At 68.7% G+C, this 26,468-nt stretch carries 22 protein-coding genes; 8 read left to right on the forward strand and 14 right to left on the reverse strand.

Annotated elements, in window-relative coordinates; genetic code table 11:
- Positions 1-5: 5 nt before the first annotated feature.
- Positions 6-1,325 (forward strand): M1 family metallopeptidase, encoded by a 1,320-nt coding sequence (locus tag FM105_RS07710; protein WP_087006967.1) that lies wholly within the window; start codon positions 6-8, stop codon positions 1,323-1,325.
- Positions 1,326-1,380: 55 nt separating this feature from the next.
- Here FM105_RS07710 and FM105_RS07715 read toward each other — a convergent pair whose 3' ends face one another.
- The 10 genes from FM105_RS07715 to FM105_RS07760 form a co-directional block, all read right to left on the reverse strand.
- The gene (locus tag FM105_RS07715; RefSeq protein WP_143275847.1) at positions 1,381-1,869 is read right to left on the reverse strand and encodes a GNAT family N-acetyltransferase; all 489 of its coding nucleotides are present in this window, start codon (positions 1,867-1,869) and stop codon (positions 1,381-1,383) included.
- A gap of 51 nt (positions 1,870-1,920) precedes the next feature.
- Positions 1,921-3,237, reverse strand: a complete 1,317-nt coding sequence (locus tag FM105_RS07720; RefSeq protein ID WP_087006971.1) for an MATE family efflux transporter — start codon at positions 3,235-3,237, stop codon at positions 1,921-1,923.
- Between the two features lie 45 nt (positions 3,238-3,282).
- Positions 3,283-6,552 carry a carboxyl transferase domain-containing protein gene (locus tag FM105_RS07725; protein WP_087006973.1) on the reverse strand — a complete coding sequence of 1,090 codons (3,270 nt, stop codon included), beginning with the start codon at positions 6,550-6,552 and terminating at the stop codon, positions 3,283-3,285.
- Between the two features lie 69 nt (positions 6,553-6,621).
- Positions 6,622-8,301, reverse strand: a complete 1,680-nt coding sequence (locus FM105_RS07730; RefSeq protein WP_087006975.1) for a class I adenylate-forming enzyme family protein — start codon at positions 8,299-8,301, stop codon at positions 6,622-6,624.
- Positions 8,302-8,475: 174 nt separating this feature from the next.
- Entirely contained in the window at positions 8,476-9,675 is a 1,200-nt protein-coding gene (locus tag FM105_RS07735) for an acetyl-CoA C-acyltransferase (protein WP_087006977.1), read from the reverse strand.
- Between the two features lie 70 nt (positions 9,676-9,745).
- Complete coding sequence (locus FM105_RS07740; protein ID WP_087006979.1) at positions 9,746-10,936, reverse strand: acyl-CoA dehydrogenase family protein; 1,191 nt, start codon at positions 10,934-10,936, stop codon at positions 9,746-9,748.
- Positions 10,933-12,144 carry an acyl-CoA dehydrogenase family protein gene (locus tag FM105_RS07745; RefSeq protein WP_087006981.1) on the reverse strand — a complete coding sequence of 404 codons (1,212 nt, stop codon included), beginning with the start codon at positions 12,142-12,144 and terminating at the stop codon, positions 10,933-10,935. The genes FM105_RS07740 and FM105_RS07745 overlap by 4 nt, the downstream gene beginning before the upstream one ends.
- Before the next feature lie 9 nt (positions 12,145-12,153).
- Positions 12,154-12,915, reverse strand: coding sequence for an SDR family oxidoreductase (locus tag FM105_RS07750; protein ID WP_087006983.1), 762 nt, complete (start codon positions 12,913-12,915; stop codon positions 12,154-12,156).
- Positions 12,915-14,129 carry an acyl-CoA dehydrogenase family protein gene (locus FM105_RS07755; RefSeq protein ID WP_087006985.1) on the reverse strand — a complete coding sequence of 405 codons (1,215 nt, stop codon included), beginning with the start codon at positions 14,127-14,129 and terminating at the stop codon, positions 12,915-12,917. The genes FM105_RS07750 and FM105_RS07755 overlap by 1 nt, the downstream gene beginning before the upstream one ends.
- A gap of 142 nt (positions 14,130-14,271) precedes the next feature.
- Positions 14,272-15,078 (reverse strand): SDR family oxidoreductase, encoded by an 807-nt coding sequence (locus FM105_RS07760; protein ID WP_087006987.1) that lies wholly within the window; start codon positions 15,076-15,078, stop codon positions 14,272-14,274.
- A gap of 178 nt (positions 15,079-15,256) precedes the next feature.
- Here FM105_RS07760 and FM105_RS07765 point away from each other — a divergent pair, with 178 nt between their 5' ends.
- The 7 genes from FM105_RS07765 (at position 15,257) to FM105_RS07795 (ending at position 22,456) form a co-directional block, all read left to right on the forward strand.
- Complete coding sequence (locus FM105_RS07765) at positions 15,257-16,798, forward strand: AMP-binding protein (protein WP_087006988.1); 1,542 nt, start codon at positions 15,257-15,259, stop codon at positions 16,796-16,798.
- Between the two features lie 160 nt (positions 16,799-16,958).
- A complete protein-coding gene (locus FM105_RS07770; RefSeq protein WP_087006990.1) occupies positions 16,959-18,170 on the forward strand; it encodes an ABC transporter substrate-binding protein in 1,212 nt (403 codons plus the stop codon).
- 42 nt (positions 18,171-18,212) lie between these two features.
- Positions 18,213-19,079 (forward strand): branched-chain amino acid ABC transporter permease, encoded by an 867-nt coding sequence (locus FM105_RS07775; protein ID WP_087006992.1) that lies wholly within the window; start codon positions 18,213-18,215, stop codon positions 19,077-19,079.
- Entirely contained in the window at positions 19,076-20,089 is a 1,014-nt protein-coding gene (locus FM105_RS07780; RefSeq protein ID WP_087006993.1) for a branched-chain amino acid ABC transporter permease, read from the forward strand. Before FM105_RS07775 ends, FM105_RS07780 begins: the two co-directional genes overlap by 4 nt.
- Positions 20,086-20,868, forward strand: a complete 783-nt coding sequence (locus FM105_RS07785; protein WP_087006995.1) for an ABC transporter ATP-binding protein — start codon at positions 20,086-20,088, stop codon at positions 20,866-20,868. Before FM105_RS07780 ends, FM105_RS07785 begins: the two co-directional genes overlap by 4 nt.
- The gene (locus FM105_RS07790; RefSeq protein ID WP_087006997.1) at positions 20,868-21,575 is read left to right on the forward strand and encodes an ABC transporter ATP-binding protein; all 708 of its coding nucleotides are present in this window, start codon (positions 20,868-20,870) and stop codon (positions 21,573-21,575) included. Before FM105_RS07785 ends, FM105_RS07790 begins: the two co-directional genes overlap by 1 nt.
- Positions 21,576-21,691: 116 nt before the next feature.
- Positions 21,692-22,456, forward strand: a complete 765-nt coding sequence (locus tag FM105_RS07795; RefSeq protein ID WP_087006999.1) for a TetR/AcrR family transcriptional regulator — start codon at positions 21,692-21,694, stop codon at positions 22,454-22,456.
- 3 nt (positions 22,457-22,459) lie between these two features.
- Here FM105_RS07795 and FM105_RS07800 read toward each other — a convergent pair whose 3' ends face one another.
- Genes FM105_RS07800 through cmk form a run of 4 tightly spaced genes read right to left on the reverse strand, consistent with a single transcriptional unit; the run spans position 22,460 to position 26,463 of the window.
- Positions 22,460-23,083 carry an L-threonylcarbamoyladenylate synthase gene (locus FM105_RS07800; RefSeq protein ID WP_087007060.1) on the reverse strand — a complete coding sequence of 208 codons (624 nt, stop codon included), beginning with the start codon at positions 23,081-23,083 and terminating at the stop codon, positions 22,460-22,462.
- A gap of 22 nt (positions 23,084-23,105) precedes the next feature.
- Positions 23,106-24,266, reverse strand: coding sequence for an AI-2E family transporter (locus tag FM105_RS07805; RefSeq protein ID WP_256970294.1), 1,161 nt, complete (start codon positions 24,264-24,266; stop codon positions 23,106-23,108).
- Positions 24,263-25,804 (reverse strand): ribosome biogenesis GTPase Der, encoded by a 1,542-nt coding sequence (der, locus tag FM105_RS07810; RefSeq protein WP_087007001.1) that lies wholly within the window; start codon positions 25,802-25,804, stop codon positions 24,263-24,265. Before der ends, FM105_RS07805 begins: the two co-directional genes overlap by 4 nt.
- Entirely contained in the window at positions 25,801-26,463 is a 663-nt protein-coding gene (cmk, locus tag FM105_RS07815; RefSeq protein WP_087007003.1) for a (d)CMP kinase, read from the reverse strand. Before cmk ends, der begins: the two co-directional genes overlap by 4 nt.
- Positions 26,464-26,468 lie beyond the last annotated feature (5 nt).

The following is a 26,468-nucleotide window of genomic DNA, read 5'->3' on the forward strand; positions in this document are numbered from 1 at the left end:
CGTCCGTGCTTGATGACTACACCCCCGATTCGGGACATGAGGACTACACCGTCGAGCACTACGACCTCGACCTCGATTACCGACTGGGCCCCAATCGCCTCGATGGGACGGCCCGCCTGAGCGTCCGCGTACTCGCCGACGCCGCGTCGCTGAGGGTCGACCTCGTGGGACTCGGGGTCGACCGCGTCCGCGTCGACGGGCAGCGGGCGCGCTTCCGGCAGCGTCAGCGCCACGTCGACGTCACCCTGCCCGCGAAGAGGGGACCCGGCGACGAGCTCGTCCTGGAGATCCGCTATTCCGGCACTCCGGAGCCCGTGATGGGGACGTGGGGAGACGTCGGCTGGGAGGAGCTGGAGGACGGCTCGCTGGTCGCGGGCCAGCCCAACGGCTCGGCCACCTGGTACCCGGTCAACGACCACCCGGCCCACAAGGCGACGTACCGCATCAGCGTCCTCACCGACGCGGACTACTCCGTCATCGCCAACGGGCGGCTGACGGGGAAGAGCAGAGCCTCCCGCGGCACCCGCTGGGAGTGGACCTCGGACACGCCGCTGGCCCCCTACCTCGCGAGCGTCCAGATCGGCCGCTACCGCATCGACGACCTGCCCGGTGACGAGGGTGACGGGACAGTTCCGCAGTGGCTGGCCGCCCCCCGCCTCACCTGGCATGCAGCGGCCCTCGTCCTGAAGAAGCAGCGGCGGATGCTCGACGTCTTCGAGGACTGGTTCGGGCCCTACCCGTTCGACTCCTACGGCGTCGTCGTCACGCACGAGGCTCTCGAGATCCCCCTCGAGTCCCAGCCGTTCTCCATCCTGGGCGCCAACCACCTGCTGCCCACCTGGGAGGCGGAGAGGCTGGTCGCCCACGAGCTGTCGCACCAGTGGTTCGGCAATTCCGTGTCGATCCGCCGCTGGCGCGACCTCTGGCTGAATGAGGGGTTCGCCTGCTACGCGGAGTGGATCTGGTCGGACGCCAAGGACAGGCGATCGATCGCAGACTGCGCTGACGAGGTCCACGCGGAGCACGTCGACCTCCCGCAGGACATCCGCGTGGGCGATCCGGGCGGACCGGACATGTTCGACGATCGCGTGTACAAGCGCGGTGCGCTCACGCTCGAGGCTCTGCGGCGCACGGTCGGGGACGCGGACTTCCGGCGGATCGTCCAGGAGTGGTGCGCCCGGAACCGGCACGGCCACGGGGACGCGGAGACCTTCTTCGCTCTCGTCGCAGAGATCGCGGACATCGATGCGCACTCCCTGCTCGATCCGTGGCTCACGCAGGAGCGGCTCCCGGACCTGCCAGCGCGCGCAGGGCTGAACGCATGAGCGGACTCGTCCGGTTCGCGTGAGACGACCCGGGCGCGCCGCCTGAGCAGACCCCTCAGATGCTGCGCAGCAGGATGTCCGCACCGCCTTCGCGCCCGGCGATGACGAAGCCGTTCTCCGCGAAGAACTCCCCCGCCGTATTCAGCTCATGCACGGCGAGGCTCACGGATCCGCGCCCGGACAGGCGCAGCAGGTCCAGGACGGCGCGTACGAGGTGCGTGCCGTAGCCGTGGCCCTGCGCTGCCGGGTCGACCGCGATGCGGAGTTCGGGGATCTGGTCCCCGGCCCACCCCAGGCCGCGCCAGCCGTCGTGCGGCAGTCGGACCCACGCGGCGCCCACCGCCTGCTCGTCGTCGTCGAGGATGACGACGCCGGTGTCCCCCGGTCGCCCCCAGCCGTCCAGGTATCCGGCCAGCACGTCGTCCGCGGCGATCTGCGCATCGGACAGCGGAGGGGAATCGATCGACCAGTTGACGGTCTGCGCGAGGAAGGGGCGGAGCATGCCCTCCGCGCTCGCATCATCGGGAACGGGTACTAGCTTCATGACGACATTCTGTCCGATCACCGGCCGCAGTGCGAACCTCCGCGCGGATGCTCAGCGGATGCCGCGGGCAAGTGCCCGGTCGATCCATGCGCGTCCGCGGGCGCGCATGCCCAGCGTGACTCCGCGAGCGCCCAGGAACCCGAGGACGAAAGCGGCCCAGGCCGTGAGCGCGTGCGGCCAGAGTGCCATGGCGCCGTAGAGGATCACGGCGAACACCGCCAGGGACACGACCTGCGCGAGCGCGAGGTAGCGCGCGTCCTCTGCGCCCAGCAGCACGCCGTCCAGCACGAACACGACTCCGGCCAGGGGGAGGCTCACGGCGAACACGAGCAGCAGCGCGGTGATGAGCGACCGCACTGCCGGGTCTCCCGTGAACGCGGCGGGGATCCACGCGGCACCGGCAGCGATGAGGATCGCGCAGACGATGCCGAATCCCACGCCCCAGCGGACCAGTCGCGCTGTGATCCTCTGCACTCCGGGCACGTCCTGCGCGCCCAGCCGCAGAGCGATGAGAGCCTGGCCCGCGATCGCCAGCGCGTCGAGCGCGAGCGCCATCGCGAAGAACAGGGTCTGGACGACCTGGACAGCCGCCAGCTGCTGGGTGCCCAGCGCAGTGGCCTCGAAGACGAGGAGGATGAGTGCTGCGCGCAGGGCCGCACTCCGGACCACCAGCCACCCGGAGGTCCTGGCCGACGACCACACGCCCGTCCACTGGGGCAGCAGACTGGCCCCGTGCCGGGCGGCCGCGCGGAAGGCGATGACGAGGATGACGGCCGCCATGCCCGCCTGGGCGATGACGCTGCCGATCGCGGACCCCGCGATCCCGAGGTCCAGCCCGTAGATGAGGATCGCGTTGAGGACGATGTTCGCTCCGAATCCGCCGCCGGCGACCCAGAGCGGAGTCGTCGTGTCCTGCAGTCCGCGCAGCAGGCCGGTGCCCGCGATGACGAGCAGCATGAACGGCAGGCCCCACCACGAGATCGTCAGGTACGTGAGGGCGGCGGCCGCGACCTCGGGCCCGGGCCCGAACGCTCCGATCACCGGACCCACTAGCGGCAGCCCACCCAGCAGCAGGAGTGCGGAGATGACGACGGACAGCCACATCCCGTCGAATCCTGCGCTCACCGCCCCGCGGATATCGCCGCTGCCCATGCGCTTCGCGACGCGGGGCGTGGTGGCATAGGCGAGGAAGATCATGAGCCCCAGCACCGTCTGCAGCACGGTCGATGCGATCGCGAGCCCGCCCAGGGCGGGTGCCCCCAGATGGCCGACCATCGCGGTGTCGGCGAGGAGGAAGAGGGGTTCGGCGATGAGGGCGCCCAGTGCGGGCACGGCCAGGCGGAGGATCTCGCGATCGACGGGTTTCATCAGGGATGATTCTAGATCGGGATGCTTCCCGGTCGGCGCGCGGTGTCAGCCGATCGTCTGCGCCCAGGCGCGGGTGTCCGCCGGGTCGATGACGTCGTCGACGTCGAAGACCATCGCCGCGCTCAGCGCCCTGCCCTGCGCGTACAGCTGATCGACGAGCTCCGCCTCACGTGCGGCCCGGTCCCGCGCGTCGTCGATCGCGGCGAGCTCCTTCGCGTAGCCCAGGCGGACCGCTCCCTCCAGGCCCATCGGCCCGATCTCACCACTGGGCCACGCGACGGTGAAGTGCGGTACCGCGAACCCGCCGCCCACCATCGCCATGGCGCCCAGACCGTAGCCCTTGCGGATCACGAACGCGCCCAGCGGCGTCCGCAGGCGCGCGCCCGCGACGAAGAGATCGCCGAACGCTCGCACCCCCGGCTCGTGCTCGGCGTCGGGACCCACCATGAAGCCCGGGGTGTCGACGAACGACAGGACGGGCAGCCCGTGATCGTCCGCCAGCCGCAGGTGCTGCGTGAAGGAGCGGGCCGCATCGACGTCGATCGCGCCGCCCAGGTGGGAGTTGTCGTTGGCCAGGAACGCGAACGGCGCACCCGCGATGCGAAGGAAGCCGGTGATCGCACCGGGAGCGAAGCGGGGGCGTACCTCGACGAGGGAGTCCGCGTCCGCGACCGATTCGAGCACCGCCCGCATCGAGAAGGCGCGCAGCCGGTCCGCGGGGACAGCGCTGCGCGAGGAGTCGGCGGGCGGGGCGACGGTCTTCGCAGCGGGTGCCCTCCGCACGGACAGGTAGCCCAGCAGACGGCGCGCGGTCGCGACCGCGTCCGCCTCGTCACGGGCGACGAGGTCGAGCACTCCGGTCGCCTCGTGGACCTCGACGGGTCCGATGTCGTCGGGCCGGTGGCGGCCCAGTCCGCCGCCCTCGATCATCGCGGGTCCGCCCATGCCGATGTTCGCCTCCGGAGTCGCGATGATGAGGTCGCAGACACCGGCCAGCGCCGCATTGCCGGCGAAGCTCCGGCCGGAGACGACCGCCACGAGCGGTACCCGGCCCCGCAGCGCGGCCAGGGACCCGAAGGTGGGCACGCTCAGCCCCGCGGTGGGCGCGCGGTCCGTGTCGCCGGGACGTCCGCCTCCGCCCTCCGCGAAGAGGACGACCGGAGCGGACCTCCGCGCGGCGAGCTCCAGGAGCCGGTCCGTCTTCGCGTGGTTGCGCGTGCCCTGCGTGCCGGCGAGCACGGAGTAGTCGTAGCTCATGACGACGACCTCGTGGCCGTCGATCGTCGCGACTCCGCCGATCAGGCCGTCACCGGAGGTGCGGGCGATGAGGTCCTCGACGCTGCGCCTGCGCGTCTGGGCGGCGATGACGAGGGGACCGTACTCGACGAAGCTGCCGGGATCGACGAGGTCGGCGATGTTCTCCCGCGCCGTCCGCCTCCCGCGGGCCCGGATCCCCGCGAGCGCGTCCTCACGCTCCTCGTCGGCGACCGCTGCGTGCCGTTCCCGGACCTCGGCCACGTCGGGATGGGGTGCGGCCTCCTCCGCGGCGTCTGCCCCCGCGGCTGCGGCGCCCGTGACGACTGCGACCGGTGCCCCCTCGGCCACGTAGTCGCCCACCTCGACCAGGTGGCGCACGTGCGCCGACGGCGGGCCCGCGATCGGGTGGTGCATCTTCATCGCCTCGAGGAGTGCGTACTCCCCCGGCACGTCGCCGATCGCCACGACGGTGCCGGACACCGTCGCGCGCACCAGCGTCTGGTCGGGTCCCAGCTCGTGCTCCGCGAGGACCGCCGCCGAGGTCGTTCCCACCCCGCCGTCGCCGCCGGCGCGCGCGGACGGCGGGCTCGCGGTCGCGTCGCGTGCGCGGGCCTCGTCGTCGAGCTCCCGGGCGCGTTCCGCCAGGCGAGGGGCTGAGGTGTCGAACGACGTCGTCGTCTCGTGTCCCGGCTCCAGCTGCTCGCCGATAGCCCGCAGCAGACCCGCGTTCGTGTCGAGGCCCTCGATCCGCGTCTCCGCGAGCGCGCGGTCCGCTCCCCGGAGTGCGGTCTCAAGGCTGTCGCCGTGCACGATGATCTTCCCCAGAAGCGAATCGAACGCGCCCGTCACGGTGCTGCCCGCTTCGATCCACGTATCGACGCGCACGCCGGGACCAGTGGGCCAGGTGACCGCGGTCGTTCGCCCCACGCTGGGCACCGGGTCCCCGGCCGGAGACACCGTCTCCGCTGCGACGCGCAGCTGGACGGCGGTGCCGCGCGGGACCGGATCGCGGGGATGGGCAGGTTCTCTGCATGCGGCCACTGCGAGCTGGCAGGCGACGAGGTCGATCCCCGTGACTGCCTCCGTCACGGTGTGCTCCACCTGGATCCGCGGGTTCACCTCGAGGAGGACATGGGAGTCTCCCGTCACGAGGAACTCGACGGTCGCCAGCGACTGATAGGACAGGGGCTCCACGAGCCGGAGCGCGTCCGCGTGGATGCGCGCGCGCAGGTCCTCGCCGAGTCCGGGCGCGGGTGCGATCTCCACGAGCTTCTGCCGCCGGCGCTGGATCGAGCAGTCGCGGTCGCCCAGCACGTGCACGCCCTCCGGTGTGCCGAGCACCTGCACCTCGATGTGCCGAGCGTCGACCACCAGGGCCTCTGCGAAGACACGGCCGTCCCCGAAGCCGGCCCGGGCCTCGGCGGCGCATGCTGTCAGCGCCTCCGGCAGCGCGTCCGCCTCGTGCACGATGCGGATGCCGCGGCCACCGCCCCCGGCGACGGCCTTGATCGCCACGCCCGCGGGGTGAGCGGCGAGGAGGGCGCGGACCTCCACGACGGAGGGGTCGTCACCGGCGGCGCAGTCGCCGCCTGCCCCGGCCGGTGGGGGCGTTCCGGGAGCCGTGGGCTCCAGCAGTCCCGTCGCCGCGGGCACGGGGACGCCCACCGCGAGAGCGTGCGCGCGAGTGGCCGTCTTGTCCCCGAACAGCTCGAGCGCGTGCGGGTCCGGCCCCACCCAGGTGAGGCCGGCCTCCGCACAGCGCCGCGCGAGGTCAGCGGATTCGGCGAGGAAGCCGTAGCCCGGGTGGACGAGCGAGGCACCGGCCCCGCGCGCAGCGGCGACGATCGCGGAGGCGTCGAGGTAGGCCGCTGCGCCGCGCCCGGGCAGGGTCACGACCTCATCGGCGAGCCGCAGGTGCAGGCCCCCGCCCGTGCCGAGCACCTCCTCGTCGCTCGCACGCACCGCGACGGTCCGCAGACCGGCGGCGCGTGCGGCGCGGATGAGGCGGACTGCGATCTCGCCGCGGTTCGCGATCAGGATGCTGGTCTCCGCGCTCATCGTGCGCCTCCTCGTCGTATGCGGCTCAATGCGCCTCCGGTCTGTGCGCCTCCGTCAGTGCGCGTCGGGTCAGTGCGCGTCCGGCTGCGCCTGCCGGGCTTGGGTCGCCTCGTCGCGGACCGTCCGGCGGAGGATCTTGCCCGAGCTCGTCTTCGGCAGCTCGTCGACGATGGTCACCTCGACCGGCGCCTTGTAGCTCGCGAGGTGCTCCTTGCAATGGGCGATGATGTCCTCCGCGGTCGCCTGCGAGTCCGGCTGCAGGCTCACGAATGCGACGACCGTCTCACCGCGGTACTCGTCCGGCACACCCACGACCGCGCCCTCGCGGACCGCCGGGTGCATGTACAGGATGTCTTCGACCTCGCGGGGCCACACCTTGAAGCCGGACGCGTTGATCATGTCCTTCTTGCGATCGACGATGAACACCCACCCGTCCGGGTCCATGAAGCCCACATCACCCGTGCGCAGCTCACCGCCGGGAAGCGAGTCCGCGGTGGCCTGGGGGTTGCCGAGGTACTCGGTGGCGACCATGGGACCGCTGATCGCGACTTCGCCGACCTCCCGCGGGCCGACCGGATTCCCGTCGTCGTCGAGGATCCGGACCATCGCGTCGCGCTGCGGCAGGCCGGTCGAGAGGTTGCCGGACTCGGGGTCGACCGGTGCACGCAGGGAGTGCGGCACGGTGACGGCCTGGGCCGCGGTCTCCGTGAGCCCGTAGCCCTGCCCGATGTAGTGGCCCGTCTTCTCCTCGAACCGCTTGACGAGGCCCTCCGGCAGCGGCGCACCGCCGGACATGATCGAGTGGAAGGAGTCGAAGGCGTCCGCCCCGAAGGACGGGCTCGCCATCATCGCGGTGTAGACGGTGGCGGGGCCCGCCATGAACGCGGGCTTCTCCTGCCGCAGCAGGTCGAGGAACGACGCCGGGTCGAACCGGTGGTTGAGGACCAGGGTGCTGCCGTTGGCCGTGCTCGCGATCATCTGGCAGATGAACCCCGTGATGTGGAACAGCGGTGCCAGGGACACGACGCCCGCACCCTGCGGAAGGCCGGCGTTCCGCGCCGCCATCCGGGAATTGGACGAGATGCTCGAGTGGGGGTGCAGCGCGCCCTTGGCCTTCCCGGACGTGCCGGACGTGTAGCCGATGAGTGCGGGATCCTCCGGCCTGACCGTCAGCGGCTCGAAGTCCGTGTCGAGGCGTTCGTCGACGACGGTCCTGAGGTCTGGGAGCGGCACGTCCGGGAGGTCCGCGTAGGCGCCGAACACCGCATCCGGGCCGTCCTGGGCCCAGTCGAGGTCCCCCGCCAGGACGACGAGGGGCAGATCCGCGGCGTACTCCTTGACGCGCATCAGGTAGAGGGCCTTCTGGACGACGATCGCCTTGACGTCCGCGTCCGCGAACGCGTGCGTGAGCTCATCGCGGTACATCGGATTGAGCGGGACGACGACGGCTCCGGCCTTCCAGATCCCGTACGTGGCGATCGGGAAGTGCGGCGAGTTCTGCGCGTACACGGCGACGGCGTCACCCGGACGGATCCCCGATTCCGCGAGGTAGGCCGCGAAGGCGGTGGTCTGGCGGTCGAACTCCGCATATGTCGCCGACTGTCCGTAATGCGTCCACGCGGCCGTCGTGGGGTGGGCGGCGACGGTGTCCGCCAGATCCCGCAGCGGGGTGGACGGCTCCAGGGGCACGGCCTCCGTCTCCGTGAGTCCGAGGGTGCGCAGCCAGGGACGTTCGTCGAACCAGCTCATGGGCTTCTCCGTTCTCCGGCATCGGCACTGATACCGGTCGCGTGGTCGACGGGCTTCATCGCGCCGTCGTTGCCCGGGCCCGCCAGCGGGGCCCGGAACCCCGTCCGCATCGAGCGGACGGGGTGGAGCGCCGTGCCGGGAGATGAGTCCCAGCACGGCGCAGGGGGGCGTGTGTCAGACGACCTCGAAGAGGCCGGCGGCGCCCATGCCGCCGCCCACGCACATCGTCACCACGACGTGCTTGGCACCGCGGCGCTTGCCCTCGATGAGGGCGTGGCCGACGAGGCGTGCGCCCGTCATGCCGTAGGGGTGGCCCACGGAGATCCCGCCGCCGTTGACGTTGTAGACCTCCGGGTCGATGCCCAGCTGGTCACGGCAGTACAGGGCCTGGACCGCGAAGGCCTCGTTGAGCTCCCACAGGCCGATGTCGTCGACCGTGAGGCCGTGGCGCTCCAGCAGGCGCGGGACGGCGTAGATCGGGCCGATCCCCATCTCCTCCGGGGCGTTGCCCGCAACGGCGATGCCCTTGTAGATGCCCAGCGGCTGCAGACCGCGCTTCTCCGCCTCCTCCGCGCTCATGAGCACGGATGCCGAGGCCGCGTCGGACAGCTGCGAGGCGTTGCCCGCCGTGACGGTCGGGACCTTCGATGCGACGCCCGGCTCCAGCACCGGGTTGAGGCCCTGGAGGCTCTCCAGCGTCGTCGAGGGGCGGTTGCCCTCGTCCTTCTCGAGGGTCACCTCGACCTCGCTGGTCTCCCCCGTCTCCTTGTCGACGACGATCTTCGTCGATGTGAGCGGGACGATCTCCGCGTCGAAGCGACCGGCTTCCTGCGCGGCCGCGGTGCGCTGCTGCGAGGACAGCGAGTACTCGTCCTGCGCCTCACGGGACACGCCGTAGCGCTCGGAGACGACCTCCGCGGTGTGGAGCATCGGCATGTAGATCTCCGGGAGGTTCTCCACCAGCCACGGATCCTTGGCGCGGAAGGTGTTCGCCTTGTCATTCTGCACGAGCGAGATCGACTCGACGCCGCCGCCCACCGCGACCTTCATGCCGTCGTGGACGATCTGCTTGGCGGCCGTCGCGATCGCCATGAGTCCGGACGCGCACTGACGGTCCAGGGACATGCCTGCCACGGACGTGGGTAGGCCCGCGCGCATGGCGGCCTGACGCGCGACGTTGCCGCCCTGGGCGCCCTGCTGGACGGCGGCGCCGAGGATGACGTCCTCGATCTCCGCCGGATCCACGCCGGAGCGCTCGACGGCGTGGCGGATCGCGTGGCCCGCCAGCTCCTGGGACTGGGTGTTGTTGAAAGCACCGCGGTACGCCTTGCCGATCGGCGTGCGTGCGGTGGAAACGATGACTGCCTGGGTCATGGTGCTCCTTCAGAGGTGGAGTGGTGCCTGAGTGATGGGTGAGTGCGGACGAGCAGGTGCGTCCGGGCGATCAGAGGTCGACGAGGCGGCCCAGCGCGTCGCGCTGCGCCTCAGCACCGCCGAGCATGACCTCATCGAGCTTCGCCCGCTTGAGCAGCAGGTGGACGGGGAACTCCCACGTCATCCCGTTGCCGCCGTGGAACTGGAGGATCTCTTCGACGATCCGGGATGTCTGCGCCTTCGCGTACGCACTGGCGGTGCGCACTGCGATCGCGGCGTCGGAACGGCTGACCGTGCCGGCGTCCGACGCGTCGACGGTCCGCACCGCGGCGACGGCGGCGGCGCGCAGCTGGTTCGCTGCGATCCACGCGTCCGCGAACCGGTGCTTGATCGCCTGATAGGAGCCGATCGTGCGTCCGAACTGACGGCGCTCCTTCACGTACTGAAGCCCGATGTCGAGTGCGGAGTCCACGATTCCCGACTGCTCGCACGCGAGCACTGCGAGAGTGTCGATCAGGGCGCGTTCGAGTGCGCGCTGCGCACCGTCGCCCACGGCGATGACCCGCCCGCGGATGCCCGCGAACTTCACCTCGGACAGACGGCGCGTCTCGTCCAGCGACGGGAAGACGGCGACCTGGGCGTCCGCGGCCTCCGCGACCGCGATCACCAGGGCTCCGCCCACTGTGCGAGCGGGGACGACCAGCAGACCCGCGCGGTGCGCGTCCGCGACCCCGTGGACGATGCCGATGAGTTCGACCGTGGCTCCGGGCTCCAGCGGATCGTCGGCGGCCGACGGCCCGGCCGTGTTCGCGGTCACATGGAGCGAACCGGTCCACTTCCGTGCGGTTACGTCGATCGCCAGGGCCGCGGTGGTGCCGTCCGTGGCGAGGCGACGCAGCAGCTTGTGCGCCGGACCGTCCGCTCCGGTGCGCCGCTCCGCCGCCGCGGCGCGGAACACCACGCGGGAGGCGACGACCGCCGAACTGAGGAACAGCGAGGGAGCGGCTGTGCGCCCGATCTCCGAGGCGACGGTCCCGGCTGCCGACAGTCCTGCACCGTCACCGCCGTCCGCCTCGGGGATCACGAGTCCGGCGAGCTCGAGCTCGTCGAAGAGTCCCGCGTCGACGGCCGGCACGTCGAAGCCCGGATCGTCGTAGACGCGCGAGACGTCGGAGGCGGAGGCGCGAGCGGCGAGCAGAGCGCGCACGTTGGTGCGCAGGTCCTCGTCGATGTCTGTGGGGAGAAGATCGATATCGTTCATCGTGGCATGTCCTTGAACGGAACGTCCTTGTCAGTGCGGTGCTCGCCGGGCAGGCCGAGCACCTTCTCGGCGATGATGTTGAGGATGATCTCCGTCGTCCCGCCCTCGATCGAGTTGCCCTTCGCCCGCAGGTATCGGTACACGGGGTTCCGGCCCGTCATCGAGTAGTCGGTGGGGCGGCGGTCCTCCCAGCTGTCGTAGCGCAGACCGTCGACTCCCCGCATGCGGAGGTCGAGGTCGGACAGAGCCTGGGCGGTCCGGGAGAAGGCCACCTTGGCGCCCGAGCCCTCCGGCCCGGGTCGTCCGGCGGCGAGCTTCTGATTCAGCAGCACGCCGGAGGTCCGCTGGACCTCCGCATCGACCCAGTGGCCGAGCAGCTCGTCGCGCAGCACCGGGCTGCGGTACTTCGTCGAGGACCTCCAGGCGGAGGCCACGACGCCGATCATGCCGCCCTCGCGGGGAGCACCCGAACCGATCGACACGCGCTCGCTGTTGAGCGTCGTGTTGGCGACGCGCCAGCCTTCGCCCACGTCGCCCAGACGACGGGAATCGGGAACGACCGCATCATCGAGGAACACCTCGTTGAACTCGGACTCCCCCGTGATCTGGCGCAGGCCGCGAGTCTCGATCCCCGGTTGCTTCATGTCGATGAGGAAGTAGGTGAGCCCCTTGTGCTTGGGCACGTCCGGATCCGTGCGCGTGACGAGGATCGCGATGTCCGCGTTCTGCGCCCCGGATGTCCAGACCTTCTGACCGGTCACGCGCCAGTCGTCCCCGTCCCGCACGGCTCGCGTCGCGACCGCGGCGAGGTCAGAGCCCGCGCCGGGCTCGGAGAACAGCTGGCAGAAGATCCGGTCGAGCGTAAAGATGTCTCGCAGGAGCTTCCGCTGGTCGTCCGTGCCGTGGACCACGATCGTCGGTGCGGCCATGCCGAACCCGATCGTGTTGCGGCCCGGATCAGGCTGGGAGAGTCCGGCGCCCTCGATCGCCGCGCGGGCGTACCCGCGCAGGCTTCCCGAGACGCCCAGGCCCCCGCTGCCGCGCGGGAAGTCGACCCATGCGAGCCCGTGATCGTAGAGGACGCCCCAGACGGCGGCGTCGTCGGTGAGGTCCCGTGCAGCGGCCGCCGCCGCGGACACGGCGGCGTCGATCGCCTCCGTGTCCGCGGTGGTGTCACCGCTGGGGACCGCTGTGTCGCTGCTGCTCATGTCTCTCCCTCAGGCCTTCGGTCCGCCGGCGACGTAGATGACCTGACCGGACACGAAGCCCGCTCCCTCGCTCGCGAGGAACGATGCGGTGTGCGCGATGTCCTCGGGCTTGCCGGAGCGCGCGACGGGGATCTGTGCGATCGCGCCCTTGACGAAGTCCTCGAAGTCCACGCCGACTCGTTCGGCTGTCGACTTCGTCATGTCGGTCTCGATGAAGCCCGGCGCGATCGCGTTCGCGGTGACGCCGAACTTCCCGAGCTCGAACGCGTAGGTCTTCGTCATGCCCTGGATGCCGGCCTTGGCCGCCGAGTAGTTCGTCTGCCCCCGGTTGCCCAGTGCCGACGTCGACGACAGCGAGATGATGCGGCCGAACTTCTGCTCGACCATGTGTCCCTGCACAGCGCGGGTCATGAGGAAGTTGCCCGTCAGGTGCACGCCCATCACGGACTCGAAGTCATCGCGCGTCATCTTGAACAGCATGTTGTCCCGAATGATGCCCGCGTTGTTGACGAGCACCGTGGGAGCACCCAGCTCGCTCGCCACCCGTTCGACTGCTGCTGCGGCCTGCTCCTCATCCGCGACATTCGCGCCGATGCCCAGAGCCTCGCCACCGGACGCCCGGATGCGGCCCACGACGTCTGCAGTGTCCTCCTCGCGGAGGTCGATGACCGCGACCTTCATCCCGTCAGCTGCGAGGCGCTCCGCGATCGCGGCACCGATCCCCCGCGCACCTCCGGTGACGATGGCCGTACGTGTGCTGGTCTGACTCATCAGACGGTGTCCTTCCTGTACTTCTTGATCTCGTTGCGGGCGATCGAGCGCTTGTGGACCTCGTCCGGGCCGTCGGCCAGACGCAGTGTGCGCAGCCCTGCCCACCAGCCGGCGAGCGGGAAGTCCTGCGTGACGCCGCCGCCGCCGTGGACCTGGATCGCCCGATCAAGCACCTTGAGCGCCATATTAGGCGCAGTGACCTTGATCTGGGCGATCTCGTTCTTCGCGACCTTGTTCCCGTGCTTGTCCATCATGTCTGCGGCGTGCAGGGTCGACAGGCGCGCCTGGTCGATCTCGATGCGCGATTCTGCGATCCACTCCTGGATGTTCGCACGCTCGGAGAGCTTCTGCCCCCAGGTGATGCGGGACTCCGCGCGCTTCACCATGAACTCGAGAGCGCGCTCCGCCATGCCGATCGAGCGCATGCAGTGGTGGATGCGTCCCGGTCCCAGGCGGGCCTGTGCGATCGCGAAGCCCTCTCCCTCGCCCTTGAGGACGTCCTTCGAGGGGACGCGCACCTGGTCGAAGGTGATGTCCGCGTGACCCTCGCGGTCGCTGTAGCCGAAGACGGTGAGGTTGCGGTTGATCGTGACGCCGGGTGCATCGATCGGGACGACCATCATCGACTGCTGGCGGTGCGGCGCCTCGTTCGGGTCCGTCTTGCCCATCACGATGAGCACCTTGCAGTTGGGGTGCAGCGCGTTGGAGGTGAACCACTTGCGTCCGTCGAGGATGTACTCGTCGCCGTCCTTCTTCATGAGCATCTCGATGTTCGTCGCGTCCGAGGACGCGACGGCGGGCTCCGTCATCGCGAAGCCCGAGCGGATCTCGCCGTCGAGCAGCGGCTGCAGCCACTTCTCCTTGTGCTCGTCCGACCCGAAGACCGTGAAGACCTCCATGTTGCCGGTGTCCGGCGCGTTGCAGTTCATCGATTCCGGCGCGAGGTCGGGAGAGCGTCCCATGATCTCCGCCAGGGGCGCGTACTCGAAGTTCGTGAGCCCCGGGCCCCACTCCTTGTGCGGCTGGAAGAGGTTCCAGAGGCCGCGGGCCTTCGCCTCCGCCTTGAGATCCTCGAGGATCTGCGGGTGGAAGTGCGGCGTGTCCGCGGCTGCCATCTGCTCCTCGTAGACGGCCTCCGCCGGGTAGATCTTCTCGTCCATGAAGGCGAGCAGCTTCTCCCGGTATTCCTGCCCGCGTGCGGTTGTCTCCAGCATGTGGTCCTCCTCTGTCGATGCGTGTGCTGCCGTTATGTGTCTGTGTCTGTGTCTCGCCTGTGCCTGGAACTGCTGTGCTCGAGCCGGCCTCAGTGCCGGCGAAGTCGGATGGGAGCGGTCGAAGTGGCGGCTTGCCCGCCCTTCACTCGCCCTGAGCGATCTTGCGCAGCTTCGCCTGGTAACGGCGCATGCCGGTCAACCACCGGTCGTAGTCGGAGCCCTTCATGCGGTACATGTCGAGGACTTCCGGGTGCGGGAGGATGAGGAACTCCTCCTGCTCGACAGCATCGAGCACCATGCGGGCGACATCCTCCGGATCGAGGACGCTCCCCGCTTCGGAGACAGCCTTCTGCGCGGCGAGCGCGTCTCCTGTCTTCGGGTTGTCCGGGTCGCCCCAGAGGATCTTCGTATTGACGCCCATGGGGGCGAGGACGGAGACGCGGACGCCCTCGTCTCCGTAGGTGACGGACAGCCATTCCGCGAAGGCCAGCGCCGCGTGCTTCGTGACCGAGTACCCGGCGGAGCCGATCTGGGTCAGCAGGCCCGCTGCCGAGGCCGTCGCGACGAAGTAGCCCGCCCCCCGTGCGGTCCAGTCCGGGATGAGCCGCTGCGCGGCTCTGATATGCGCGCGGAGGTTGACGTCGAGGACCGTGTCCCAGTCCTCGTCATCGCCCAGGCCGGACGCGCCACCGATGCCGGCGTTCGCGAAGTACAGGTCCACCTCGCCCAGCTGCGATCGCGCTGTGTCGAGAAGATCCGCGACTCCTTCAGCTGAGGCGACGTCGCCGGTCCAATGCATCTGATCGAGACCCTCTGCGGTCTGAGCGACTGCAGGGTCGATATCGGCGAGGAGCACGTGTGCGCCCCGCGCGGTGAGTGCCGACGAGAGTGCGGCGCCGATGCCGCCCGCCGCTCCGGTCACAACCGCGTTACGTCCGTTGACGTCCATCTGGGCTCCTTCCCTGCCAGGCACATCCTTGTGAGCTGGCTTACCTCTATCTATAGTTGAGGATGACCTCGATTTCAAGTGTTGCCAATCGTTCGTTCAGTAACGATCACCGAACCTGGCGTCGCAACGAAGGGACCCCGTGGGCCTCTGCCCCGGGGCCGTGATCCGAAGGAGCATCATGGCCGTAGACGTACACGCACCCACCTCCCACCTCCCGGACATCCTGCTGCCCTGGGTGTCCGCACGGCCCGACGCGCACGCGCTGCTCACCCCTCCGGGTGACGGCCGCACCGTCCTCACGTGGGCGCGGCTGCTGGGAGAGGCCGCTGCGGCTCGGGACCGATTCACCGGCGCCGGCCTGCAGCCCGGCGATCGAGTCATCCTCATCGCGCCCAGCTGCCCGGAGTTCGTCGCGGAGTTCTTCGGCGCCCAGGCCGCCGGACTCGTGGTCGTCGCGGTCAATCCGCTCTCGACCACACGGGAGATCGATTACCTGCTGGAGGATTCGGGCGCTCGTCTCATCGTCGCCCATCCGTCCCGGTCCGAGGCCGGCCGCGCCTCCGCAGAGGCAGTGGGGGTCGCGTTCCGCCTCATCGATCCCGTGCGGTCCGACGGTCCGGAGATCCGCCCGGACGCTCACGGAGACATCGACTTCGCGGTGGCCGGACGATCCCGCGACGATCTCGCGGCACTCCTCTACACCTCCGGCACCACGGGTCGGCCCAAGGGTGCGATGCTCACCGTCGGGAACCTGCTGTCGACCGTCGACATCGTCGGCGAGATCATCGAGGTCGGACCCGACGACCACTGGGCGACGGGACTGCCGCTCTTCCACGTGTTCGGCCTCGTCACCGTGACACTGTCCTCGCTCCGGGCGGGGGTCCCGGTCACGCTGTTCCCCCGCTGGGATCCACGGGCGTTCGTGGACGCGCTCACCACGGATCACGTCACGGTCGTCTCCGGTGTGCCCACGATGTGGATGTCGGTGCTCGCAGAGGCCGCTGACAGCGGGGCCCCGACGCTGCGAGCGGTGAGCTCCGGCGGCGCAGCGATCTCCGCAGACGTCCTGAGGCGCTTCGAGGAGCGCTACCAGGCTCCCGTCGTCGAGGGCTACGGGCTCACGGAGACCAGCGCCGTGGGCACGTTCAACCCGCTGCACGGAGTCCGGAAGGTGGGCAGCGTGGGCCATGCGGTGCCTCGGATGGAGGTCAAGGTGGTCGACCTCGACGGGAACCCGGCCGCTCCCGACGAACCCGGCGAGGTGTGCCTGCGGGGTCCGGCGATCATGCGCGGATACTGGAACAGGCCCGAGGCGACGGCGGAGGTCCTCGGTGAGGACGGCTGGTTCCGCACGGGCGACATCGGAAGGCTCGACGAGGACGGCTATCTGTTCATCGTCGACCGCATGAAGGACCTCATCATCCACGGCGGGTACAACGTGTACCCGCGCGAGGTGGAGGAGGTGCTGTACGAGATCCCAGGCGTGCGCGAAGCCGCGGTGGTCGGCACACCCGACGAACGGTACGGACAGCAGGTCACCGCCGTCATCGCACGCAGCGCGGGCTCGCAGCTGGACGCCGCGGAGGTCGAGCGCGTGACCCGGGAGAAGCTCGCGGCGTACAAGATCCCGCGGATCATCGAGTTCATCGACGAGCTGCCGAAGGGACCGTCGGGCAAGATCCTCAAGCGGGCCCTCTTCGGGGCCCCGAACGGATCCTGAGCCGTCCCGTGACCCTTTCGTGATTGACATCACACTCATGTCTGGCTAGCTTAGATCTGAAGTTGAAGTCGGATTCAACTTAGCTGCTGGTCTGGTCTCACCAGATCCACCCGGATACCACCTCCGGGACAGCACTCCCTCATTTCAAAGGAGAAATGCAATGGGCGCTTCCACCACGACCCGCACCCTTCGTACCCTCGCCGCAGCGGTCTGCGGCGGCACCCTCGTCGCCCTCGCCGCGTGCGGGGGCGGAACCGCCAGCAGCGGCGAGGGCGGCACCATCGTGATCGGCTACTCCGGCCCTCTCAGTGGAGGGGCGGCAGCGTACGGCGAGAACATCCAGGTCGGCATGCAGATGGCAGTGGACGACCTCAACGAGCTGGGTGTGACGGTCGACGGCGGCGAGTACACCGTAGAACTCAACTCCCTCGACGACATGTACCAGCCCAACACCGCGGCCACGAACGCGCAGCGTCTTGCCGAGCAGGACGATGCCGCTGTCATCTTCGTCCCCCATTCCGGCGGCATCCAGGCCGCACAGGAACTGAACTCCGGTCGCAGCGAGTTCCTCCTGGGCGCCTACAGCTCCGACCCCGCGATCCTCGAGACCGACAACCCCCTGACGATGATGGTCCCGCCCAGCTTCAAGAGCTATTCGGCGCCCTTCGTCGAGAAGCTCAAGACGGATGGAGTCGAGAAGCTGGGACTGCTGGGCACCGCGAGCGAGTACGGGCAGTCCTGGACGTCCCTCGTGAGCGAGGAGTGGGAATCGCAGGACGGAGAGGTCCTGACGGACAACAGCATCGACTACTCGACCGTCTCCGACTTCGCCGGTCCTGTGTCCCGCACCCTGTCCGAGGAGCCCGACGTCATCTTCCTGGGCGGCCCATCGCAGCCGACCGCCCTGATCATCGAAGAGGCCCGTGGGCAGGGCTACGAGGGCTCGTTCCTCATCATGGACCAGGCGAAGTTCGAGGAGATGGAGCTCTTCACCGATCCAGAGAATCTCAACGACTCGATCGGCGTCGTCCCTGTCCGGGAGTACGAGGATCCAGGTACTGAGGCCTTCGTGTCCGCCTTCGACGAGCTCGTCGACGGCGCACGCCCTGCCACATCGGAAGTGTCGCTGCACTACCAGTCGGTCGCACTCTCGGTGAAGGCCATGGAGGTCGCCGGGACCATAGACGACCCGCAGGCCATCCGCGATGCGATCGGCGATGCCGCCGGTCAGGTCGACGAGCAGTTCCACGTCTCCGGGTTCCCCACAGAGGTGACTGACGCGGGCCATCTTCGCAACGAGGACTTCCAAGCCGCGTACAGGAACAGCGATGGAGAGTACGAGTTCCTTCCGATCGAGCATGCGGAAGACTGACCTCCGGTTCCAGCCCCCGCACTCCATCGACCCAGGACTGCAATGACCCTTTTCATACAACAGCTCTTCAACGGGCTGGCCCTGGGCGGCGTGTACTGCCTCGCCGCCATCGGGCTCACCCTCGTCTTCGGTGTCCTCCGAATCCCCAACCTGGCGCACGGCTCGCTGTACATGCTCGGCGCGTACGTCACGTACTTCTTCCTCACCGCAGTAGGAGTCCCCTACGTCGCAGCGATCGGACTCGCGGCGATCGTGCTGGCCGTCGTCGGCATTCTGCTCGAGCGGCTGGTCTTCCACCCGCTGAGGAAGTCACCGCACACGCACCACATGATCGCCGCGGTGGGCGCCATGTTCTTCTTCCAGGCTGTTGCGCAGGTGATCTGGGGCGCGGACTTCCGCCGCATGGAATCACCCTTCGAGGGAACACTCTCGATCGGGGGCGCCCAGATCTCCTGGCAGCGCATCATCATCATCCTCACTGCTGTCGCGGTGCTCGCCCTCCTCACGTGGTTCATCAAGCGGTCGATCCACGGACAGACCATCGAGGCCGTCGAACAGGACCGGACCGGCGCATCACTCGCCGGCATCAGTCCCAACACCGTCTCGATGCTCACCTTCGCGCTGGCTGCGGCGCTCGCCACGATCGCCGCAGGACTCGTCGCGCCCATCAACCTGCTCTCCCCCACGATGGGTGCTGCGCTCGACCTCAAGATCTTCGCGATCATCATCCTGGGCGGGCTCGGCTCGATACCCGGCGCGATCGTCGGCGGGTTCCTCCTGGCACTCGCAGAGGTCATGACATCCACGTACGTCTCTTCCGCTGCTGGTGAGGCGATCGCGTTCGTCGTCCTCGTCGCGGTCCTGGCAGTCAGACCCACCGGCCTCTTCGCAAAGGCGGTGCAGCGATGACAGCACGCATCTCGATCCAGCACGTCGGCATGGCGCTCGTGGCCATCGCGCTCGTCATCGCGCCGTTCGCGCTGGCCGGCCAGGACTACGTCCTGAGACTCCTCACGATGGCGGCGACCTACGCGATCGCCGTCTACGGCTTCAACATCATCCTCGGACTCACAGGGCAGCTGTCACTCGCCCACGGCGGATTCTTCGGCATCGGCATCTACGTGGTCGGACTCCTCACGACCGATCACGGCTGGTCATTCTGGTCCGCGTTCCTCGCAGCGATCATCGTCACCGCGGTGACGGGATTCGCCTGCGGCGTCGTGGCACTGCGCACGCGCCAGGAGTACTTCGCCATCTTCACGATGGCGGTCGGCTTCATCATCTTCCTCATCCTGAGCCGATGGGAATCCGTCACGCACGGCATGTCGGGCATATCCGGCATCCCGTTCCCGGAGGGGTTCGGCATCATCGACTTCTCCGAGCCCATCGCGATGTACTTCCTGGTGCTCCTGTTCCTGGCCGGCGCCGCATACATCACCTATGCGATCCGTCGGTCGGGAGTGGGGCGCACACTCATCGCGATCCGCACATCAGAGGACCTCGCGAACTCGATCGGTGTGAACGTCGGCCTCAACAAGCAGCTCGCCTTCGCAGCATCGACGACTTTCGCAGGTGTCGCCGGCGGTCTCTTCGCTGCTGTCCAGGGGTTCGTGGGCCCCAGCTCTGCCAGCGTGAACCTCACCTTCGAACTGCTCATGTTCATCCTGGTGGGCGGCCTCGGCACGGTGATGGGACCGATCGTCGGCTCGTTTGTCGTGACGTTCCTCTTCGAGACGTTCCAGGACTTCCAGTCCTACCGCTTCATCGTTCTGGGTCCGGTCATCATCGCTCTGGTGATCTTCGCCCCGCGCGGAATCGTCGGGTATCTCAACGCCTACGTCGCCAGACGGCGGGCGAAACGTGCACGCAGACAGATGGCCCCCCAAGCGGCAGCCTCTGAGACGAAGGAGGTGTCATGACGCTCCTCGAAGTACGTGGCCTCGGCAAGCAGTTCGGCGGGCTCCATGCTGTCCGGGACGTGGATCTCGACGTTCGGGAGGGCGAGATCACCGCGATCATCGGACCGAACGGCGCAGGCAAGTCAACGGTGTTCAACCTGCTCTCCGGCTTCTACCGACCTACAGCCGGCACCGTCACGTTCAAGGGACGAGACATCACGGGCAAGAAGCCGTACACCACGGTCAGGGACGGGATCGCCCGTACGTTCCAGACGACGAATCTCTTCGAGGATTCGACCGTCTTGGACAATGTCCTCTCCGGCCGCATCGTCCGATCACGATCCACGGTGTTCGGAGCGGTGCTGCAGACCCCCAGCTTCCGCCGCGAGGAGCAGTACAACCTCACGAAGGCTATGGAGGCGCTGGAGTTCGCCGGTATCGCCCACTATCGGGACGACCTCGCCGGGGAAGTCCCCCAGGAGGTGCAGAAGCGCGTGGCGATCGCCGTGGCTCTGGCCACGGAACCGGACCTGCTGCTCCTCGATGAGCCGGCCGGCGGGATCACCGAGGACGAGACCGTGGGCTTCGGAGACCTCATCCGGCAGATCGTCGCACGCGGCATCACCGTCTGCCTCGTCGAGCACAAGATGTCGATGATCATGAGTCTGGCGGACAGGATCCTCGTCCTGGACCACGGACAGACCATCGCGTTCGGTACTCCGGATGAGATCAAACGCGACCCCAAAGTCATCGAGGCCTACCTGGGCGCCGACGACGCTGAAGAGGAAGGTGAGGAGTGATGCTCACTGTCACCGGGCTCAGTGCGGGATACGACGCGATCGATGTGCTCCACTCCGTCGACATCACCGCGGAGCAGGGAGAGATCACAGTCCTACTGGGTGCCAACGGCTCCGGGAAGACGACCATGTTCAAGACGATCAGCGGTCTCATCCGCCCCACAGCGGGTGAGATCGAATTCAACGGGAAGCCGATCACTCGTCGTCCTGCCAGCGCGATCGTCGGTGCAGGGATCGCGCATTCTCCCGAAGGCCGCCACCTCTTCCCCAAGATGTCGGTGGAGAAGAATCTGGTCCTGGGCGGATACACGCGACGGAAGAACCGCTCGCGCCAGCGGGAGCTTCTGAACCAGGTCTTCGAACTGTTCCCCATCCTCCATGAGAAGCGCCATGATCCATCGGGTTCTCTGTCCGGCGGGCAGCAGCAGATGGTCGCGATCGGCCGTGCCCTGACCGCAGATCCACGACTCCTCATCCTCGACGAGCCGTCGATGGGACTCGCCCCGCTGGTGGTCAAGCAGGTGCTGGAGGCTGTTGTGGAGATCAACAGGACCGGGATCGGAGTGCTGCTCGCAGAGCAGAACGCGACGCAGGCGCTGCGCATCGCCCACCGCGGATATGTGCTCGCAGAAGGTCGTGTCGTACTGTCGGGAAGTGCCGATGACCTCCTGCACGACTCCGACGTGCGCGCCGCCTACCTCGGCATGTAGAAACTCTGCGCGATCGGGGCAGGGACACCGGACCCGGTTCTGCTTCCTGCCCCGAGCGCTGTCCTGATCCGCCCGAGGAGGGCGGCCACGCCGACCTCTGCACACGAGGAGTGAAGATGAGCACCACGTCCAGCCCCAGTGGGCAGGCTGCCAGCCGGAGGCGCGACCCGCAGGATCTCACGCGCAAGGGGCAGCGCACGCGCAAATCGCTCGTCGATGCCGCACGCGCGGTGTTCTACGAGCAGGGGTACATCGATGCCCGCCTGTCCGAGGTGACCGAGCGCGCCGGTGTGTCGACGGGGACCCTCTACACGTACTTCGACGATCGCGAGCAGCTGCTCGCGGCGATCATCGACGACGCGTATGCGCGATCCGTGCGACCCGCGGGTTCACGGCCGGCGGATGTGGGCGATCCGTTCCGCCGGATCTTCAACGGCAACCGCCGATACGTCGAGGCATACCGCCAGAGCTCCGACCTCATGGCGATCTTCGATCAGGCCGAATACCTCGATGAAGCGCTCAAGGCCCGACGGATGGCTCGCGCATCCGACTTCGCACAGCGCAATGCGCAGACCATCCGCAGACTGCAGGACGAAGGCACTGTCGACCGCGGGGTCGAGCCGCTCATCGCCGCGCAGGCCCTGTCCTTCATGGTGTCGACCCAGTGCCGCTACGTCTACGTCCACGCACCGGACCCCAGCTGCGCGGACGCCGCGGGAGCGCAGGCGCTCGCCGATCACCTGACCCGGCTGTGGTTCTCAGCGCTGGGCGTCGACCCGGACCCTCTCCTGGAGACGTTCATCGCCGAGGCGGAGCAGGCGGGAGCAGACGCCGACGACGCCGAAGCCCCCGGGGACGAGCAGGTGCAGGCCGCAGACTGATCGTCACACGAAGCGGGAGACGTCGCCCGCCCCCTCACGCCGCACGATCGGTGCGCCCTCCGTGTAGTCGATGACGCTCGTGGGGGTGGTGCCGGGCACGCCGGATTCGATGACGAGGTCGACGTCACGGCCGATCGCATCCGCGACGTCCTGAGGCTCCGTGAGCGGGTCCTCGTGGCCGGGCAGCAGGAGCGTCGAGGACAGGATGGGCTCCCCGACCTCCCGCACCAGCGCCAGAGCGGTCGCGTTCTCCGGGATGCGCGCGCCCACAGAGTTCTTCTTGGGGTGCAGCATCTTCTTCGGCACCTCCTTCGTCGCCTTCATGATGAAGGTGTAGGGGCCCGGGATGAGCGACTTGATCGTCCGGAACGCCGAATTGTCGAGGATGACGAACTGGCCCAGCTGCGAGAACTCATGGCACATGAGCGTGTAGTGGTGCTTGGAGTCGAGGCTGCGGATCCGCGCGATGCGCTCGATGCCCTCCTTGTTCCCCAGGGAGCAGCCCAGCGCGTAGCAGGAGTCCGTCGGGTACGCGATGAGCCCACCGTTCCTGATGACCTCCGCAGCCTGCCGGATCAGGCGCGGCTGCGGGTCGACCGGGTGGATGGCGACTGTTTTCGCATTCATGACCACATCGTACTGGCTCCGCTCAACCGGACAGGGGGACGATCACCTCGCGTGAGCTCCGACCGGCGACGCGCCGCCTGCCGATCGGCAGGCCCGAACCGGTGCGGAGGTCCGAGGCGATGAGATTGTTGACCCAGCGGGCCCGGGGGTCCGCATCGACGAGCAGGGCCTTCAGCAGCAGCGTCGCGGGGAGCGCGAGCAGCGCACCCAGCGCGCCGAGCACCCAGTACCAGAAGAGCAGCGACAGGAAGCTCACGAAGGGCGTGACCCCCACCGATTCCCCGGTGAACTTCGGCTGGATGATCGACTGGATGACGAAGTTCAGGACGCTGAACGCGATGACGACCCACAGAGCTGCGACCCAGCCCTGGTCCACCAGCGCGAGCAGGGCCGGCGGCACGAGCCCGATCACGAAGCCGACGTTCGGGATGTAGTTCGTGAGGAACGCGAGCACGCCCCAGACCAGCGCCAGCGGCACCCCGATGATCTCCAGGGCGATGACGTCCAGGACCGCGACGATGAGACCGAAGATCGTCGCGACGATCCAGTACCTGCGCACACCCTCTGCGAACGAGGTCATGGCCGTCGCGATCCGCGGACGCACCGCTGCCGTCGTCCGGATCCTCTGGCCGAAGGACATCGAGTCCATGGCGACGAAGAACACCGCCATCACGGCCGTCGTCAGGAGACCGACCACGAGGGAGATGTTGTTGAAGACGGCACCCGCCGCACCGGCGATCGAATTCGCATCGATCGCGGCGAACTGCTCTTCGATGAAGGCCGGCGTCAGCCCCACCGTCGCGAGCCACTCCGCCGCGTCCTGCACGATGCCGAGCATCTTCTCCGTGTAGCTCGGCAGCACGAGCACCAGCTGGGCGACGGCCCACCCGGTCAGCGCGAAGAATGCGGCGAGCAGCGCCAGGACGACGACGACCGTCACCATCGCCGCCGCGAAGCGCGGCATCCGCAGGCGCACGAGGCGGGCCTGCAGCGGATGCACGATGAGGACGAGGTTGAGCGCGAGGAACACGGGCGCGATGATGCTCTGGAGCTCTCGGACCACCATGATCGTCACCGCGAGGGCGGCGAGGCCCACGGTCACCAGGACGTAGCGGGGCAGCGGGCTGCGGTCCGACGGCGACTCCGCGGGCACTGCTGCGCCGTCATGGTCCGCGGTCGTCACCGCCGCTTCCTCTTCTCCCGGATCCGCATGCCCAACTGGATGGGCGTGCCGGTGAAGTCGAACGTCTCCCTCAGCCGGCGGAGGATGAACCGCCGGTATCCGGGATCGAGGAACCCGGTCGTGAAGACGACGATGTGCGGCGGCCGACTGGAGACCTGCGTGCCGAAGAGGATCCGCGGCTGCTTGCCGCCGCGCACGGGGTGCGGGTTCGCCGCGACGAGCTCCCCCAGGAAGGCGTTGAGCCGGCTGGTCGGGATGCGCATGTCCCAGCTCTTCAGCGCGTGCTCCATCGCGGGCACCAGCTTGTCCGCGTGCCGACCGGTCTTCGCGGAGATGTTCACCCGCGGCGCCCACTCGACGTGCGCCAGGTCCTTCTCGATCTCACGGCCCAGCCAGTGCCGACGCTCCTCATCGACGAGGTCCCACTTGTTGAACGCGAGGACGAGCGCTCGCCCGGCCTCCGTCGCGCTGCGGACGATCCGGATGTCCTGCTCGCTGAGCGGTTCGTTCGCCTCTAAGAGGACCAGCGCGAGCTCGGCGCGCTCCAGCGCCGTCTGCGTCCGCAGAGACGCGTAGTAGTCGGCACCGCTCGCCTGTCGCGCGCGCTTCTTGATGCCGGCGGTGTCGACGAACTTCCACGGCTTGCCGCCCAGCTCGACGACCTGGTCGACAGGATCGCGCGTGGTGCCCGCGACGTTGTCGACGATGACCCGCTCCTCCTTCGCCAGATGGTTGAGCAGTGACGACTTCCCGACGTTGGGACGGCCGACCAGCGCGATCCGGCGCGGTCCGCCCGGCTCCTCCGCGTCGTCGACCTCGGAGAACTCCGGCAGCGTCTCCATGATGACGTCGAGCAGGTCCGCGACGCCGCGGCCGTGCATCGCGGAGACCGTGCGGGGCTCTCCCAGCCCCAGCGCCCACAGCTCCGCCGCCTGGATCTCACCGCGCTCGTCGTCGACCTTGTTCGCCGTGAGGATGACGGGCTTGCCCGCACGGCGCAGCATGCGCACGACGTGCTCGTCGGTCGATGTCACGCCCGTGGTCACATCGACGACGAGCAGGACCGCGTCGGACTGGGAGACTGCGATCTCCGCCTGCCCCGCGATCCGCGAGGACATGCCGCGGACGTCGATGTCCCAGCCCCCGGTGTCGACGAGGGTGAGCGGCCGGCCGCCCCACTCCGCGCCGTACCGGACGCGGTCGCGGGTGACGCCGGGGACGTCCTCGACCACGGCCTCGCGCCGGCCCAGGATGCGATTGACGAGCGTCGACTTGCCCACGTTGGGCCGGCCGACGATCGCGAGCACGGGAGCGGGGCGCACCAGCGCGGTCGCCTGTGCATCGGATTCATAGGCGTCGAGCAGCTCGAGGTCGTCCTCCTCGAGATCGTAGGCCTCCAGTCCGCTGCGCAGCGACGCTGCGCGCTGCGCCGCCTCCTCCTCATCGATGCCGGCGACGCGATCGGCGAAGTCCTCGTCGGGAGTGGGGGTGAAATCGTCCTGGTCGTCACGCATGTCGTCACTCATGTCGTCGCTCATGTCGTCGTATCCTCCACGAGCCCCAGCACGGCCGCGACAGCCTGCTCGAAGCCCACATCCGTCGTGTCGAGTGTGTGCACGCCGTCTGCCGCGGACAGGAAGCTCGTCGTCGTCGAATCCTTCGCGTCCCGGTCGACGACCAGCTTCCGCGTCGCCTCGACCGCTGCGGCGTCCGCGGTCCCGTGCAGCTCTGCGGAGCGGCGTGCGATCCGCACGGACTCATCGGCCGTCATGAGGATCCGCACGGGCGCATCCGGCGCGACGACGGTCGTGATGTCCCGCCCCTCGACGACGATGCCGGGGGTCGTCTCGCCGATGATCTCGCGCTGTCGCTCGATGAGCTCGTCACGCGCGTCCTGGACCGCGGAGACCGTCTGGACGTTCTCCGACACCTGCGCCTCGCGGATGTCGTCCGTGACGTCCATCCCGTCGACCTCGACCCGGAAGTCGTCCGGATCGGTGGTGATCTCGAGGTCCGCGCCGCGGATCAGTTCGACGACGTCGCCCGGGTCGGACACCCCGCGGTTGAGGCACAGCCAGGCCATGGCCCGATACATGGCTCCCGTATCGAGGTAGCCGTACCCCAGCCGGCGCGCCACCTCTTTGGAGGTGCTGGATTTGCCGACGCCGCTGGGTCCGTCGATCGCGATGACGCTCATGTCGA

This window comes from Brevibacterium yomogidense (genome assembly GCF_900163715.1).
Classification (GTDB): Bacteria; Actinomycetota; Actinomycetes; order Actinomycetales; family Brevibacteriaceae; genus Brevibacterium; species Brevibacterium yomogidense_A.